We start from the raw sequence: 14855 nt of genomic DNA, 5'->3' as shown, positions 1-14855 counted from the left end.
GATCAGTGGCTCCCCGCGTTCTGCGCCAATTCGGCCAGCAGCGGCCAGCGCGTCATCATTTGCGTTAACCGCTCCTGCCGCGAAATATCGACATAGCTTAATTTTGGTAATGAAAAAGCCTGGCTGAGCGCCTGCAGGTCATCCTGGCTCTCCTCCGGCGTCGCTGCACGAAAATGGCTGGGTGCGTTATTCATTCTTCCGCCTTGGCGAAAATAGGCTATGTTAATTAACTATAGCAACGATACAAAAAGAGACAGGCAATAAGATGATTCTCAACAAATATTATTGAAGAGCATCGGAGATTTGTTATTGCCAGCGTAAAAATGGCTATCTTTAAATATAAACGCCTTTAGTCGGCTTTCAACGAAAGTAGAACACATCCTATGGCGCACTCTTTTTCTCTAGGCATTCGGCAGATTTGGGAAGAGCTGTCGGTGATGCAGGCCCCCGGGCTTTATTGGATCAATATCGACAGGCAAAGCGACGCCGCGCTGTTGTGTCGCCAGGCCATCGCCGCCCAGCCGGCCACCCACAAGCTCGCCCTGATCTGCAGCGGAGACAAACCCGATCGCCTGCTGGCCGAGCTGGCTGCGCCCGCTTTGCAGAAGCTGCCGCTGTATCAACTACCGGAGAAAAAAGCCGCGCTGGCGCAGTTGAGCGACGATCTGATGCGCGCCCTGCGGCCGCAAAATCGCTTACTTATCCTGCTGGCCCACGCCAGCCTGTGGCAAACCTTCACTACCGAAGAACTGCGCGAATGGACGCGCACCCTCGCCGCCTGGCTGCGGCGGCAGGGGTGTACGCTGTTGATCCTCAGCCACGGCGGCGGCATCAATAAGCTCAAAGGGCAGCTCAGCACACAGCACCGCATCCTGAACGGCCTGTCCAGCCTGCAATGGCAGCAGGACAGCGCGCAATACCTGGTGAACTGGTGGAGCACCGAAAACGGCATCAACGCCAATCAGCTGCTGACGCTGTATGCGGCGGAAGGCGGTTGGCAGGGCGAGGATGAAAATAGCCAGCCCTCCCCCACCGCCTTGCGCAGCGACGAAGGCCAGTATCTGGCCGAGCGCAGCATCCTGGAAGGCGCGCCGCCGCTGTCCGCCAACTGGCAGCTGTTGGAGAACAACGACGAACTGGCGCAGCACGGCATGCTGAGACTCTCGGCGACGTTGATTTTCGCATTGTATCAAAGCGACCAAATCGATCATCTGGCGCACCAGATCCACACCCTGCGCCGCAGCCGCGGCAACGGCCTGAAAATCGCGGTGCGCGAGATGAGCGCCAGCCTGCGCTACAGCGACGAGCGGCTGCTGCTGGCCTGCGGCGCCAACCTGATCGTGCCGCACGTCGCGCCGCTGTCGCGTTTTCTGACCATGCTTGAGGGCATCCAGGGGCAGCGTTTCTCACGTCACGTGCCCGCCGACATCGATGCGCTGCTGGCCGGGCTGCGTCCGCTGCAGCTGAAAGGCTACATGCGGCCGGAAGCGTTCAGCCAGGCGGTGCTTTCGCTGATGGGCAACACCTTGCTGCCCGAGGACGGCAAAGGCGTGATGGTGGCGTTGCGCCCGGCCACCGGCCTGCGCGCCGAACAGGCGATGACCCTGTGCCACCTGCGGCGTTTCGGCGACGTGATGACCGTGGTGCAGGGGCGCCTGGTGCTGTTCCTCTCCACCTGCCGCATCAACGATCTGAACACCGCGCTGAAGTTCATCTTCCGCCTGCCGGTGGATGAAGCCTTCAGCAACCGGGTGGTGTGGCACCAGGATGTCGATATCATTTCGGAAATCAAACGCATGGCTCAGGGGCGCTGGCAGCTTACCGCCACCGGCGCCGCGGGCGTCGCGCCGCCGCCCCCCGTGGTGACGGCCGCAGAGCCCGCAGAACGCCGCCAGCCGATCGCTTTCACGCTGCCACTTGGCCCGCAGGAGGAAAAGCATGCTGAACCTTAACGACATCCTGCAACTGATCTTGCTGTGCGCGCTGGTCTTCATTCCGCTGGGCTACGCCTTTCACCGGCGTTTTCCGCATTTGCGTCAATACTGGCAAAACCTGTTGTTATCGCCGCGCTATTTGAAATCCGCCGGTTTATGGGTGCGCACAGGCTCATCCTCCCAGATTAAACGTCATAAGAAGCAGCCATGAATCCAAACTCAAATACGCAATCCGATAACGCTCTGTGGCGCTACTGGCGCGGGCTGGGTGGCTGGAACCTCTACTTTCTGGCGAAATTCGCCCTGCTGTGGTTCGGCTACCTGAATTTCCACGCGCTGCCGAACCTGGTGTTCATGGCCTATCTGCTGATGCCGATCCCCTCGCCGCGGCTGCACCGCTGGCGCCATTACCTCGCCATCCCGATCGGCATCGCGTTGTTCTACCACGATACCTGGCTGCCGGGCATCAACAGCATTCTCAGCCAGGGCTCTCAGCTGGCCGGCTTCAGCGCCCAGTATCTGCTGGAGCTGGTCAGCCGCTTTATCAACTGGCAGATGGTCGGCGCCGCCTTCGTGTTGCTTATCGCTTATCTGTTCGTCGCCCAGTGGGTGCGCGTTACGGTGTTCACCGTGGCCGCGCTGGTGTGGCTCAATATCGTCAACATCGCCGGGCCGGCGGTCTCACTGCTGCCCGCCAGTTCCACGGCTGCCGCCGGCGGCGCCGGCACGCCGGCCACGGCCGCGCCGACGGCAGGAGATAATGCGCCCGCAGACAGCCTGCCGCCGACCAGCGCCAACCTGACGGCCTATCTGAACCAGTTCTACGAGCGGGAAAAAGGCCGCGCCACCGCGTTCCCGGCCACTTTGCCCGCCGACGCCCAACCGTTCGATCTGTTGGTGATCAACATCTGCTCGCTGGCCTGGGCCGATATGGAGGCGGTCAACCTGCAGAATCATCCGTTGTGGTCGAAGATGGATATCATGTTCGACAGCTTCAACTCGGCCACCGCCTACAGCGGCCCGGCGGCTATACGGTTGCTGCGCGCCAGCTGCGGCCAGCTTTCGCATCACGATCTGTACCAGCCGGTGAACCAGCAGTGTTACCTGTTCGACAACCTGGCGAAGCTCGGCTTCAAGGAACAGCTGATGCTCGATCACTCCGGGGTGTTCGGCAACTTCCTGAAAGAGCTGCGTGAACAGGGTGATATGCAGGCGCCGCTGATGTCGCAGGCCGGCGTCGGCAACGAGCTGACGTCGTTCGACGGCGAGCCGATTTATAACGATCTGGAATTGCTGACCCGCTGGCTGGATCAGCAGCAAAAAGCCGGAGACGCCCGCACCGCCACCTTCTTCAACGTCATCCCGCTGCACGACGGCAACCGCTTCGTCGGCTCTAACAAGAGCGCCGACTATCAGCCGCGCGCGCAGAAGCTGTTCGATCAGCTGAACACCTTCCTCGATCAGCTGGAAAAATCCGACCGCAAAGTGGTGGTAGTGATCGTGCCGGAACACGGGGCGGCGTTAGTGGGTGACAAGATGCAGATGTCCGGCCTGCGCGATATCCCCAGCCCGAACATCACCCATACGCCGGTCGGCATCAAACTGATCGGCATGAAGGCGCCGCATCAGGGCAGCCCGCTGCAGATCAAAACCCCGAGCAGCTATCTGGCGCTGTCGGAGTTGGTATCACGTCTGGTGGACGGCAAAGTCTTCAGCGAATCCAGCGTCGACTGGCAGGCGCTGACCCAGGGGCTGCCGCAGACGCCGGTCATCTCCGAAAACGACAACGCCATCGTGATGCAATATCAGGGGAAACCTTACATTCGCCTGAACGGCGGCGATTGGGTGCCTTATCCGCAATAAGCGCGGCCTTATCGACCCAAAGCACGCCGACGGCGTGCTTTTTTATTTGTTTTTTATAAAAAAACAGTGAAGCCGCTCGACCGACAGAATGTAATTAACAACAAACCTTTAAATTCTATTATTCGATTATTATTTTCATGCGAAGATTCTTAAAAAAAATAACGACAGGCCGATTTACAGCAACAAAGTCATGAAATATCGGGTGCTGAAGATAGTTTAATGATTAACCCGTTGATTGAATAATAAAAAACGCCGGCGTTAAGCCGGCGTGGGTTTATGCGGTGAAATCCGACGCTTTACGCCCCCGGATGTTCGTCCTGATCGACCGCAAAACAGGCCACCATCTGCTCACCGTACTGCTTCAGCTGCGGCTGCAGTTGTACGCAGGTGCCGAAGGCGCGGCGGCAGCGGGCATTGAATGCGCAGCCCGGTGGCGGGTTCATCGGGCTGGGCAGTTCGCCGGTCAGCTTGATGCGCTCGCGGCGCATATCCGGGTTCAACCGCGGCGTCGCCGACAGCAGCGCCTGGGTGTACGGATGGCGCGGGTTGTTGAAGATCGCCTCTTTGCTGCCCTTTTCCACGCAGCGGCCCAGGTACATCACCATCACTTCATCGGCGATGTGTTCCACCACCGACAGATCGTGCGAGATGAACACGTAGGACAGCCCCAGCTCCTGCTGCAGATCCATCATCAGGTTCAGCACCTGCGCGCGCACCGACACGTCCAACGCCGACACCGGCTCATCGGCGATCACCACGTCCGGATTCAACATCAGCCCGCGAGCGATGGCGATACGCTGACGCTGGCCGCCGGAGAACATGTGCGGATAGCGATCGTAATGCTCGGTCTTCAGGCCGACCTTCGCCATCATCTCCAGCGCTTTTTCCCGCCGTTCGGCGGCGCTGAGCGAGGTGTTGATCAACAGCGGCTCCTCGAGGATCTGCCCGACCTTCTTGCGCGGGTTGAGCGATCCGTAAGGATTCTGGAACACGATTTGGATCTTCTGGCGCCGCAATTTCTCGGCGGAAACGTCCGGCTTCAGCAGATCCTGTCCCTGGTAGTACAGCTCGCCGCCGGTCGGTACTTCGATCATCGTCAGCAGGCGGCCAAGCGTGGATTTGCCGCAGCCCGACTCACCGACCACCGCCAGCGTTTTACCGCGCTCCAGAGTGAACGACACGCCGTCCAGCGCCTTGACCAGCCGCTCCGGCGCGAACAGGCCCTTTTTCACCGGGTAATGCTTTTTCAGGTCGATCGCCTGCAGTAAAGGTTGATTCTGGCTCATACGGTCGGCCTCCCCGCATCATCCAGCGGTGTGTGACATTTAACCTGACGGCCGGGAATGCTGCGCAGTTCCGGCTCCTCGTTACGGCAGCGCTCGTTGGCGTACGGACAACGCGGATTGAGCAGGCAGCCGGTCGGGCGATCGTATTTGCCCGGCACCACGCCCGGCAGCGAAGCCAGCCGCGCCTTGTCGGCGGCGAACTCCGGCAGCGCGCGCAGCAGCGCCTGGGTGTACGGGTGGCGCGGCGCGCGGAAAATCTCCGCCGCTTTGCCGGATTCCACCACCTGGCCGGCGTACATCACGATAATGTGATGCGCCGCTTCCGCCACCAGCGCCAGATCGTGGGTGATCAGCAACAGCGCCATGTTCTCGCGCTGCTGCAGGTCCAGCAGCAGTTCGATGATCTGCGCCTGGATGGTCACGTCGAGCGCGGTCGTCGGCTCATCGGCGATCAGCAGCTTCGGCCGACAGGCAATGGCCATGGCGATCATCACGCGCTGACTCATGCCGCCGGAAAGCTGGTGCGGGTACACGTCCAGCCGCGAGGCCGGATCGGGAATCCCCACCTGCGTCAGCAGGTCGATAGCGCGCTGGCGGCGGGTGCGGCGGTTGCCGCCCTGATGCACCTTCAGCGCCTCCATAATCTGATAACCGACGGTGTAGCACGGGTTCAGGCTGGTCATCGGATCCTGGAAGATCATCGCCACTTCGGAGCCCACCAGCTGGCGGCGCTCTTTTTCGGAGATCTTGCGCAAGTCCTGGCCGTTAAACTCCAGCTTGTCAGCCATCACTTTGCCGGGAAAATCGATCAGGCCCATGATCGCCAGCGAGCTGACGGATTTGCCGGAGCCGGATTCACCGACGATGCCGACCACCTGACCTTGATCCACGCTGTAACTGATGCGGTCTACCGCGCGGAACGGGGTGCCTTCGTCACCGAAGTGCACCGAAAGCTTGTCTACATTCAATAACGCCATCTCTCTCGTCCTCTGTTACTGCTTGAGTTTGGGGTCGAGAGCGTCACGCAAACCGTCCCCCATCAGGTTGAATGCCAGCACCGTCAGCAGGATCGCCAGGCCGGGGAAGGTCACTACCCACCAGGCGCTTTGCGCGAACTGCAACACGTCGGAGAGCATGGTGCCCCACTCCGGCGTCGGCGGTTGCGCGCCCATGCCCAGAAAGCCGAGAGCGGCCATGTCGAGAATGGCGTTCGAGAAACCGAGAGAAGCCTGAACGATCAAGGGCGCCAGGCAGTTAGGCAGAATATTGACGAACATCTGACGCAGCGCGCCGGCGCCCGCTACTCTCGAAGCGGTGACGTAATCGCGGTTCACCTCCGCCAGCACCGCCGCGCGCGTCAGACGCACATAGTGCGGCAAGGCGACGAAGGTGAGCGCCAGCGAGGCGTTGACGATCGACGGTCCGAATACCGCCACCAGCACCAGCGCCAGCAGCAGGCTCGGCAGGGCCAGCATGATGTCGACGACGCGCATGATCACCGCGTCCACCGCGCCGCCGAAGTAGCCGGCCAGCAGGCCGAACACCACGCCCATGACCAGCGACAACACCACCACCAGACAACCGACCAGCAGCGACAGCCGTGCGCCGTACATCAGGCGCGACAGCACGTCGCGGCCCACGTCGTCGGTGCCCAGGATGTATTGCCAGCTGCCGCCCTCCTGCCACACCGGCGGCTTGAGCAGCGCGTCGCGGAACTGGTCCGCCGGCGCATGCGGCGCCAGCACCCCGGCGCCGAGCGCGATCACCAGCATCAAAACGATATACACCAGGCCGACCACGGCCCCTTTATTGCGCTTGAAATAGTGCCAGAACTCCTGAAACGGGGTCATCGGCTTCGGCGCACCTTTAACTGCAGACTCAGTGATTTGAGACATGAGAGCGCCCCTTATTTCTTGTGGCGAATACGCGGGTTGACCACGCCGTAGAGCACGTCTACCAGCAGGTTAACCAGAATGATCATACAGGCGACCAGCAACACCCCACCCTGCACTACCGGGTAATCACGGCGCTGCAGCGCGTCGATCAGCCAGCGGCCCAGACCCGGCCAGGAGAAGATGGTTTCGGTCAGAATGGCGCCGGCCAGCATGGTGCCGACCTGCAGCCCGATCACCGTCACCACCGGCAGCAGCGCGTTGCGCAGCGCGTGAACGACGATCACCCGCATGCGGCTCACGCCCTTGGCGCGCGCGGTGCGGATATAGTCTTCGCCCAACACCTCCAGCATCGAGGAGCGGGTCATGCGCACGATCACCGCCAGCGGGATGGTGCCCAGCACGATGGCCGGCAGGATCATGTGCATCACCGCATCGATAAAGTCGCCCGGTTCGCCCCAGATCAGGGTGTCTATCAGCATGAAGCCGGTCAGCGGGTGGCTGTCGTCGAGGAATACCGTGTCGCTGATGCGCCCCGACACCGGCGTCAGGTTAAGCTGCACCGACACCAGCATGATCAGCATCATGCCCCACCAGAAAATCGGCATCGAATAGCCGGTCAGCGAGATGCCCACCGCGGTATGGTCGAAGACCGAGCCGCGTTTGACCGCCGCCAGCACCCCGACCGGGATGCCCACCAGCACCGCGAAGATCATCGCGCACAGGCCCAGCTCCAGCGTGGCCTGAAAGCGCGGAACGAACTCGCTCCAGACGGAGATGCGGCTTTTGAGTGAGGTGCCCAGATCGCCGTGCAGCACGTTGGACACATAGGAGAAGTATTGTTGATAGAGCGGCTTGTCCAGCCCCATTTCCGCCATCAGCTGCGCGTGGCGCTCGGCGGAGATACCGCGTTCCCCGGCCATGATGGTCACCGGGTCGCCGGGGATCATATGGACGAATGCAAAAGTCAGCAATGTAATGCCGATAAACGTTGGGATAACTAACCCCAAACGTCGGAGTATGAACTGCAACATATCCCGAACTCTCTGTATCAATGCCCGGCAGCTCATCGTCCGCCAGGCTTATTAACGCTCACATGCCTTTGAACGATCCAACGGCCATACGCCGGAGACTGGTCAGCAGAGGCGCAAACCTGTTGCGCCCCTGCAAGTCCATTCGTGCATCTCCGGTTTAGGTCGGAATCAGTCTACAGAGACATTCTCGAAGTGATGCTTGCCGAGCGGATCCACGACGTAGCCCTTCACTTCCTTACGCACAGGCTCATACACGGTGGAGTGCGCGACGATCAGCGCCGGAGCCTGATCGTGCATCACCACCTGCGCCTGCTTGTACAGTTCGATGCGTTTGTCGTGGTTGGACTCGGCGCGCGCCGGTTGAATCAGATCTTCAAACGGCTTGTAGCACCAGCGGGAGTAGTTGGAGCCGTCTTTCGCCGCCGCGCAGCTGAACAGCGTGGCGAAGAAGTTGTCCGGATCCCCGTTGTCGCCGGTCCAGCCCATCATCACCGTCTGGTGCTCGCCCGCTTTGGCGCGCTTGAGGTATTCACCCCACTCATAGGTCACGATTTTGGCTTTCACGCCGATCTTGGCCCAGTCGGCCTGGATCATTTCCGCCATGCGGCGCGCGTTCGGGTTGTAAGGACGCTGTACCGGCATCGCCCACAGGTCGATGCTGAAACCGTCGGCCATGCCCGCTTCTTTCAGCAGTTCTTTCGCCTTGGCCGGATCGTAAGCGTAATCCTGCACCGCGTCGTTATAGCCCCACATGGTCGGCGGGATCAGGTTCTTGGCCGCCTGGCCCGCGCCCTGATAAACCGCGTCGATGATCGCCTGCTTGTTGACCGCCATGGTCAACGCCTGACGCACCTTCACGTTATCCAGCGGTTTTTTCTCGGTGTTGAACGACAGGTAACCCACGTTCAGCCCCGGCTGCTCCATCAGGTTGATGGATTTGTCCTGCTTCATGCGGGCGATATCGGCCGGGTTCGGGAACGGCATCACCTGGCATTCGTTTTTCTGCAGCTTGGCGTAACGCACGGAAGCGTCAGGCGTGATGGAGAACACCAGACGATCGATCTTCGGCTTGGTGCCCCAGAAACCGTCGAACGCCTTGTACAGGATTTTTGAGTCTTTCTGGTATTGCAACAGCTGGAACGGGCCGGTGCCGATCGGGTTCAGGTCGACTTTTTCCGGCGTACCGGCTTTCATCATGACGTCAGCGTATTCGGCGGACAGGATGGACGCGAAGTCCATGCCCAGGTCAGCCAGGAACGGCGCCTCCGGGCGGTTCAGCACGAAACGCACGGTGTTGTCGTCTACTTTTTCGATCTTGGCGATCAGCTTCGGCATGTCCATGCCTTCAAAGTATTCGTAACTGCCGCCGGACACTTTGTGGTAGGCGTTATTGGCATCCAACTGGCGTTCGAAGGAGAACACCACGTCGTCGGCGTTGAAGTCGCGCGTCGGTTTGAAATCTTTGCTGCTCTGCCACTTCACGCCTTTACGCAGGTGGAAGGTATAGGTTTTGCCGTCTTCGCTGACGTCCCACTTCTCAGCCAGGCCCGGCTGCAGTTCGGTGGTGCCGACTTTGAATTCGACCAGGCGGTTGTAGATCGGTACCGAACTGGCGTCGTAGGTGGTGCCGGAGGTGAACAGCTGCGGGTTGAACCCTTCCGGGGAACCTTCAGAACAGTAAACCAACGTCTTGGCCTGTACGCTGGCCGCCACGGTCAGCGCGATCAGCCCAATGCCGAATTTCAGAACCCCCGATTTACCCAAGGAACGTGTCATCGTTAGTGCTCCATTGTGTGATGTGATGTGTGTAATTGCCGCCAGACCTGTATTTTTTATTGCGTGGCCTGTGCGGTCAGCGCCCGAAGGCAGAAGGCGTACGATGAGAGGATGCCGGATGGAACGCATCGCGACGGGGACGTCTGAGCGCGTGGAATTCACTCAAACAACTCTCGCTCTTACCCCTGAGGCTATCAAGTTGCCAACTGTTTGGGGTGTCGTCAATATAACCAGTGGGGATTTACGCAGACTGTGAGAAACAGCAAACAAACATAAAAAAAACCTTTTGTTAACAGTTCCAGCATGAAAATTTATGCTAAGCGGTCATTTTTAGCGCATTGGTCTGACCCTGATAAATTTACTGGTTTTAAACTCCGCTAAAAAACCCCAAAACTTTGTTGCTGAACGATGAATATCTGAACGGTTATTTTTGTGATCGCCGTTAAAGACAGAAGGAAATGCTGAAGGATTACCCAAAAGGGTGAGTCCGATGAGCGCATTTTTCGCCGGGCAGGCCCACAATCTGTGCGGCGTAAAAAAACTTTCGGCGGCGAAAAAGCCGGGGGCGAAAGGATATCCCCCGGCAACGCACTGCAACCGATTATTGAACGCCGGCGCTGTTGCCCAGGCTGGCGTTCATGCTGTTGAGAATATCGCCGTTGTCCGCGTCGATCTCCCAGGAGAACAGGCCGCCCAGCTGCTTATCCAACACGTACTTGCCTTTGGCCTGCACCGAGCGGGCATCGTCAAAGGTGATCAGATCGCCGGTGGAAGGTTTGAACACGTAAGGCGCTTCCGCCGTGGCGTCGTAGGTGTACTGCCACTCGCCGCTCATGAACTGGCTGGCGATCTGCCGGTAGTCCACGATGCCGTTCTCCCAGGTGCCTTTGACCGGCCCGGTGGCGGTGCCGGTGAACGGAATGTTGTTCTGGTAGCCGTTCACGCCGGTCCAACCGCGGCCATACATGGCGGTGCCGACCACGATCTTGCCCGGCTTGACGCCCTGCGCCAGCAGCGCATTCACGCCGTTCACCGTGGTGTAGGCGGTGTCCGGTTTCCAGGCCGGCGCATTCAGCGCGGTCTGATGCCCCAGGTTTTTCAGATCGAAGGCGCCGTAGAAGTCGTAGCTCATCAGGAAGATGTGATCCATCGAGTTCTGCGCGACGTTGTATGCCACCTTATCGATCTTGTCCTTGCCGGCGCTGATGGCGGAGGTCAGCTCATACTTGCGGCCGGTTTCCGCCGACAGCTGATCCAGCATCGCCCGCAGTTCTTTCATCAGCAGCACATAGGTTTCCCCGTCCTGAGGGCTGCCCAGATTCGGGTTGGCGCCTTTGCCGCCCGGGAACTCCCAGTCGATATCCACGCCGTCGAAGAACTTCCAGGTCTGCAGGAACTCTTTCACCGAGCCGACGAAGCGATCGCGCTTCACCTTGTCGCCCATGAAGAAGAACGGATCGGACAGCGTCCAGCCGCCGATCGACGGCAGGATTTTCAGATCGGGACGCGCCTGCTTCAGCGCCATCAGCTGGCCAAAGTTGCCCTTGTAGGGGTCATCCCAGGCGATGACGCCCTTCTGCGCTTTTTGCAGCGCGGCGAACGGATCGTGGATAGAGACTTTGAAATCCTCGCGGCCCTGGCAGGAGCGCTGCAGCGCCTGGAAGCTACCTTCGATCTCTTTCAGGCTGTCGTTGATGCCGTTGCCGCCGCAGATCGGGATAAAGCCGTACAGCAGGTGAGTCAGGTTCTGCGCCGGGATCTTGTCGACGGTGAAATTGCGCCCGTAAACGCCCCACTCGACGAAATAAGAACCGACGACTTTGCCGGAATTCTGTTTATACGGTTTATTCTTTTCCAGCAGCGGCTCTTTCAACGGCGCCAAATGGCTGCCGTCGGTGTCGGCCACCACAATTTCAGTGGCGTCGCTGGCGGTGCAGCCGTCGGCATTGCACAATGCCACCTGCATTTGATAACGGCCGCCTTTATTGACTTTAAAATTCGCCGTACCGGAAGAACCGGTTGAAGGGCCGCTCCACGCCTCTTTGCCATTTAATAAAATCTTGGCCGTCGTGCCCGCGTCGCCATTCCATAAATTCCAGGAGACCGAAACATCGGCGGCATTTTTTACCTTCACCAGATTATTATAAGCGGTAGCCGCCTGGTCAACTTCAACGATAGCGAACTTGGTGTTACCCCAGGCGATGGTCGGCTTGCCCGGCGCGGCGGCCTGCGCCGCGGAACACAGCGTGCTGCCGATCAACAGCGCCAACAGCGGTTTATTAAATTTGCGCATAACTGATTCCTTTATTCCGAGAGGATAAACATAAAAGAGTTAATCGTCGCGATGCATTGCCGAAGCGAAAAAATTCCGCAATAATCCTCGAAGATTAAAATCAATAAATAGCAACAGCGTCTTTCCACGTGGCGAAATAATCATTCCCACCGCGTACATTCAGACTATAAATAAAAAAGGCGTGAAAACAAGAGCGCTATCCACTGGGTTTTATTCAGCAAGTGTGAATTTATTTTAATATAAATAAAAGAAAGCACGACAAATAAGGATAGTGAATTTTTTATTAAGGAAAGATAAATATTTATCAGGATTACACCACACTCCGCAGTCAGGGTGTTGTCATTATTGACAACACCCTGACTGTGTTGGTACTGTGAACAACACTTAAGGAAAGAGCATGCCTTCGCAGCTAATTTACCAAGACAGGATCCCCCTGCCACCTGCCGCATTTGCACAACTCGTTATTTGGCGGGTAGAGCCGCCCGTCAGGGCCAGCGGCCACTGTTATAAATACCGATTTGCCTATGTAAAAGACGGCATTTGTCGACTGCGCTATGACAATGAAGCGGGCAAAGGCGATCACAAACATATCGATGGCAAAGAAGAGCCGCTTAATTTCACGACCATTGATGCCTTGCTCGACAGTTTCTGGCGCGAGGTTATGCAGCTTACAGAGGAGTCATGATGAACACAGTCACCATTCGAGTCGCTTCAGTCGAAGAAATGAAACTCGCACTGAAGGAAGCCGCAACAGGCCAGCAAAGCGCTCAAGGGCATTACATCACATTCCTGGATTGGGAGCGGCTGTGGAAAACCTTATCACCCAAGAAAATGCATATCTTGCATACCATGACCGGCGCCGGCGAGCTTTCCATTCGGGAAGTTGCACGCCGAGTGAAACGCGATGTGAAAGCGGTGCATACCGATCTGCAGGCGCTGTTAGGCTGCGGCATCGTCGATAAAGGTCAACAAGGCGTGATTTTCCCCTATGACGAAATCCATTTTGACTTCGTTGTAGGCAAAGCCGCCTAAACGACAGGCGAAAAAAAACCTGCTTTAAAAAGCAGGTTTTTCAAATGGTGGTCGGCGAGAGAGGATTACGCGCATCATTGATGCGCGCCCTGCGGGCCGTTGCTGAAGCAACGTTGTCTCGCTTCGCGAGGCTCGAACCTCCTGCGGAGGTACTCATCCTCATAAACGACAGGCGAAAAAAAACCTGCTTTAAAAAGCAGGTTTTTCGAATGATGGTCGGCGAGAGAGGATTCGAACCTCCGACCCACTGGTCCCAAACCAGTTGCGCTACCAAGCTGCGCTACTCGCCGATGCGGGGCGCATCTTACTGCTGGCGGTTATAGGCGTCAATCACTTTTTTTCCCCTGCATTTCAAGTGGTGATAAAAGCGCCATAATGCGCTGCACCGGGGGTTGCGCAGCGCATTTTACTCAGGCTTTGGCGGTTTTCAGCGCCGGCGTCTGTGCACGCAGGAACGGCAGCAGGAACAGCGCCGACAGGCAGGCGGCGATGGAAATCACCACGAAGAAACCGTTCCAGTGCCAGATTTCCATCACCCGCGCGATCGGGTAGCCGGACAGCGCCGCGCCCAGGTAGGCGAACAGGCCGACGAAACCGGTCGCCGCGCCCGCCGCATCTTTATGCGAGCACTCCGCCGCCGCCATGCCAATCAGCATCTGCGGGCCGAAGATGAAGAAGCCGATGGCGAAGAAGCAGCAGGCCTGCAGCAGGTAGGTGACGCCCGGCATCAGCCACAGCGCCGCTACCGACAGGAAGATGCCGATGGCGAAGATCAGGTTCATCGGGCCGCGGTTGCCGCGGAACAGCTTGTCGGAACCCCAACCGGCCACCAGCGAACCGATAAAGCCGCCCACTTCAAACAGCGAAATGGCCGAGTTGGCGGTCATCAGCGAATAGCCCTTTTCCTGCGTCAGATAGAGGTTGCCCCAGTCGTTGATCGCGGTGCGCACGATGTACACCAGTACGTAAGAGACCGCCAGCAGCCAGATGTACTTGTTGGTCAGCACGTAGCGCTTGATGATCTCGCGGTTGCTCAGCCCCTGGCCTTCCGATTCCTGCACCAGCTCCATGGCGTCGTTGCGCCATTTGCCAACGCTCGGCAGCCCCAGGGTAGATGGCTTGTCGCGCAGGCGCCAGCACATCAGCAGGCCGAGCACCACGCCGATGATGCCGGGAATGATCATGCCGTAACGCCAGCTGAAGTGCAGCGAGATAAAGCCCACCAGCAGCGGGATCAGCGCGCCGCCGACGTTGTGCGACGTGTTCCAAATCGCCCACCAGCTGCCGCGCTCGGAGCGCGAATACCAGCTGGTGAGGATTTTGGAGCACGGCGGCCAGCCCCAACCCTGGAAGAAGGCATTGAGGATCCACAGCGTGCCGAGCATCAGCAGCGACGAACTGAGGCCGAAGAAGATATTCAGCACCCCAGTCATGATCAGGCCCAGCCCCATAAAGTAACGCGGGTTGGAACGATCGCTGATCATGCCGGAAATGAATTTCGAGCAGCCGTAGGTGATGTAGAACAGCGTGCCGAGGATGCCGACGTCGGACATCGTCAGGCCCAGATCGCTCAGCATCGCCGGCATGATGAAGTTGAAGCTTTTGCGCGTGAAGTAAAACGCGGCGTAGCCGATGTACATGGTGCACATCAGCTGGATGCGCCAGTATTTGTAGCTGGCGTCGATCTGCCGTTGATCGGTGACCTGCGGCACATCCGGGCGGCTTTTAAGGAAAGACCACATGTG

General features: G+C 58.6%; 13 protein-coding genes, 1 tRNA gene and 1 other RNA gene. 5 read left to right on the top strand and 10 right to left on the bottom strand.

Annotated elements, in window-relative coordinates:
- Positions 1-2: 2 nt before the first annotated feature.
- Positions 3-194 carry a cellulose biosynthesis protein BcsR gene (gene bcsR / locus IMX17_RS17715; RefSeq protein ID WP_046898818.1) on the bottom strand — a complete coding sequence of 64 codons (192 nt, stop codon included), beginning with the start codon at positions 192-194 and terminating at the stop codon, positions 3-5.
- 189 nt (positions 195-383) lie between these two features.
- Here bcsR and bcsE point away from each other — a divergent pair, with 189 nt between their 5' ends.
- From bcsE to bcsG, 3 genes are read left to right on the top strand one after another with little or no spacing between them, the layout of a single operon-like run.
- Complete coding sequence (gene bcsE / locus IMX17_RS17710) at positions 384-1952, top strand: cellulose biosynthesis protein BcsE (protein ID WP_046898817.1); 1569 nt, start codon at positions 384-386, stop codon at positions 1950-1952.
- The gene (gene bcsF, locus IMX17_RS17705; protein ID WP_033645228.1) at positions 1939-2145 is read left to right on the top strand and encodes a cellulose biosynthesis protein BcsF; all 207 of its coding nucleotides are present in this window, start codon (positions 1939-1941) and stop codon (positions 2143-2145) included. The genes bcsE and bcsF overlap by 14 nt, the downstream gene beginning before the upstream one ends.
- A complete protein-coding gene (gene bcsG, locus IMX17_RS17700; RefSeq protein ID WP_193550042.1) occupies positions 2142-3797 on the top strand; it encodes a cellulose biosynthesis protein BcsG in 1656 nt (551 codons plus the stop codon). The genes bcsF and bcsG overlap by 4 nt, the downstream gene beginning before the upstream one ends.
- 296 nt (positions 3798-4093) lie before the next feature.
- Here bcsG and dppF read toward each other — a convergent pair whose 3' ends face one another.
- The 6 genes from dppF to IMX17_RS17670 form a co-directional block, all read right to left on the bottom strand.
- A complete protein-coding gene (gene dppF, locus IMX17_RS17695; protein WP_015376237.1) occupies positions 4094-5083 on the bottom strand; it encodes a dipeptide ABC transporter ATP-binding subunit DppF in 990 nt (329 codons plus the stop codon).
- On the bottom strand, positions 5080-6060 hold the full coding sequence (gene dppD, locus IMX17_RS17690) for a dipeptide ABC transporter ATP-binding protein (RefSeq protein WP_033645058.1): 981 nt from the start codon (positions 6058-6060) through the stop codon (positions 5080-5082). Before dppD ends, dppF begins: the two co-directional genes overlap by 4 nt.
- A 15-nt stretch (positions 6061-6075) precedes the next feature.
- On the bottom strand, positions 6076-6978 hold the full coding sequence (gene dppC, locus IMX17_RS17685) for a dipeptide ABC transporter permease DppC (protein WP_033645059.1): 903 nt from the start codon (positions 6976-6978) through the stop codon (positions 6076-6078).
- 11 nt (positions 6979-6989) lie between these two features.
- Positions 6990-8009, bottom strand: coding sequence for a dipeptide ABC transporter permease DppB (gene dppB, locus IMX17_RS17680; protein ID WP_033645060.1), 1020 nt, complete (start codon positions 8007-8009; stop codon positions 6990-6992).
- A 168-nt stretch (positions 8010-8177) separates the two neighbouring features.
- Positions 8178-9785, bottom strand: a complete 1608-nt coding sequence (gene dppA / locus IMX17_RS17675; protein ID WP_042783430.1) for a dipeptide ABC transporter periplasmic-binding protein DppA — start codon at positions 9783-9785, stop codon at positions 8178-8180.
- Between the two features lie 601 nt (positions 9786-10386).
- Complete coding sequence (locus IMX17_RS17670; RefSeq protein ID WP_193550041.1) at positions 10387-12078, bottom strand: glycosyl hydrolase family 18 protein; 1692 nt, start codon at positions 12076-12078, stop codon at positions 10387-10389.
- A gap of 397 nt (positions 12079-12475) precedes the next feature.
- Here IMX17_RS17670 and IMX17_RS17665 point away from each other — a divergent pair, with 397 nt between their 5' ends.
- Both IMX17_RS17665 and IMX17_RS17660 read left to right on the top strand, forming a co-directional pair.
- On the top strand, positions 12476-12763 hold the full coding sequence (locus tag IMX17_RS17665; protein ID WP_182265637.1) for a DUF6516 family protein: 288 nt from the start codon (positions 12476-12478) through the stop codon (positions 12761-12763).
- On the top strand, positions 12763-13110 hold the full coding sequence (locus IMX17_RS17660) for a glycosyl transferase family 1 (RefSeq protein WP_046898815.1): 348 nt from the start codon (positions 12763-12765) through the stop codon (positions 13108-13110). The genes IMX17_RS17665 and IMX17_RS17660 overlap by 1 nt, the downstream gene beginning before the upstream one ends.
- A gap of 48 nt (positions 13111-13158) precedes the next feature.
- Here the strand turns inward: IMX17_RS17660 and IMX17_RS17655 are convergent.
- The 3 genes from IMX17_RS17655 to IMX17_RS17645 all read right to left on the bottom strand — a co-directional run bounded on the left by IMX17_RS17655 (position 13159) and on the right by IMX17_RS17645 (position 14852).
- Positions 13159-13287, bottom strand: a non-coding RNA gene (locus IMX17_RS17655) — RtT sRNA.
- Between the two features lie 36 nt (positions 13288-13323).
- Positions 13324-13400: transfer RNA gene (locus IMX17_RS17650), tRNA-Pro, on the bottom strand.
- A 120-nt stretch (positions 13401-13520) separates the two neighbouring features.
- Entirely contained in the window at positions 13521-14852 is a 1332-nt protein-coding gene (locus IMX17_RS17645) for an MFS transporter (RefSeq protein ID WP_182265636.1), read from the bottom strand.
- Positions 14853-14855 lie beyond the last annotated feature (3 nt).

Source organism: Serratia sp. X3 (genome assembly GCF_014982455.1).
Taxonomy (GTDB): domain Bacteria; phylum Pseudomonadota; class Gammaproteobacteria; order Enterobacterales; family Enterobacteriaceae; genus Serratia; species Serratia ureilytica.
Note: the sequence above shows the minus strand (reverse complement) of the source record. Positions and strands in the feature narration are given on the sequence as shown.

Bases quoted from the DNA above. Each gene is read 5' to 3' on its own strand.
- bcsR (WP_046898818.1), bottom strand. From the start codon at position 194: ATGAATAACGCACCCAGCCATTTTCGTGCAGCGACGCCGGAGGAGAGC.
- bcsE (WP_046898817.1), top strand. From the start codon at position 384: ATGGCGCACTCTTTTTCTCTAGGCATTCGGCAGATTTGGGAAGAGCTG.
- bcsF (WP_033645228.1), top strand. From the start codon at position 1,939: ATGCTGAACCTTAACGACATCCTGCAACTGATCTTGCTGTGCGCGCTG.
- bcsG (WP_193550042.1), top strand. From the start codon at position 2,142: ATGAATCCAAACTCAAATACGCAATCCGATAACGCTCTGTGGCGCTAC.
- dppF (WP_015376237.1), bottom strand. From the start codon at position 5,083: ATGAGCCAGAATCAACCTTTACTGCAGGCGATCGACCTGAAAAAGCAT.
- dppD (WP_033645058.1), bottom strand. From the start codon at position 6,060: ATGGCGTTATTGAATGTAGACAAGCTTTCGGTGCACTTCGGTGACGAA.
- dppC (WP_033645059.1), bottom strand. From the start codon at position 6,978: ATGTCTCAAATCACTGAGTCTGCAGTTAAAGGTGCGCCGAAGCCGATG.
- dppB (WP_033645060.1), bottom strand. From the start codon at position 8,009: ATGTTGCAGTTCATACTCCGACGTTTGGGGTTAGTTATCCCAACGTTT.
- dppA (WP_042783430.1), bottom strand. From the start codon at position 9,785: ATGACACGTTCCTTGGGTAAATCGGGGGTTCTGAAATTCGGCATTGGG.
- IMX17_RS17670 (WP_193550041.1), bottom strand. From the start codon at position 12,078: ATGCGCAAATTTAATAAACCGCTGTTGGCGCTGTTGATCGGCAGCACG.
- IMX17_RS17665 (WP_182265637.1), top strand. From the start codon at position 12,476: ATGCCTTCGCAGCTAATTTACCAAGACAGGATCCCCCTGCCACCTGCC.
- IMX17_RS17660 (WP_046898815.1), top strand. From the start codon at position 12,763: ATGAACACAGTCACCATTCGAGTCGCTTCAGTCGAAGAAATGAAACTC.
- IMX17_RS17645 (WP_182265636.1), bottom strand. From the start codon at position 14,852: ATGTGGTCTTTCCTTAAAAGCCGCCCGGATGTGCCGCAGGTCACCGAT.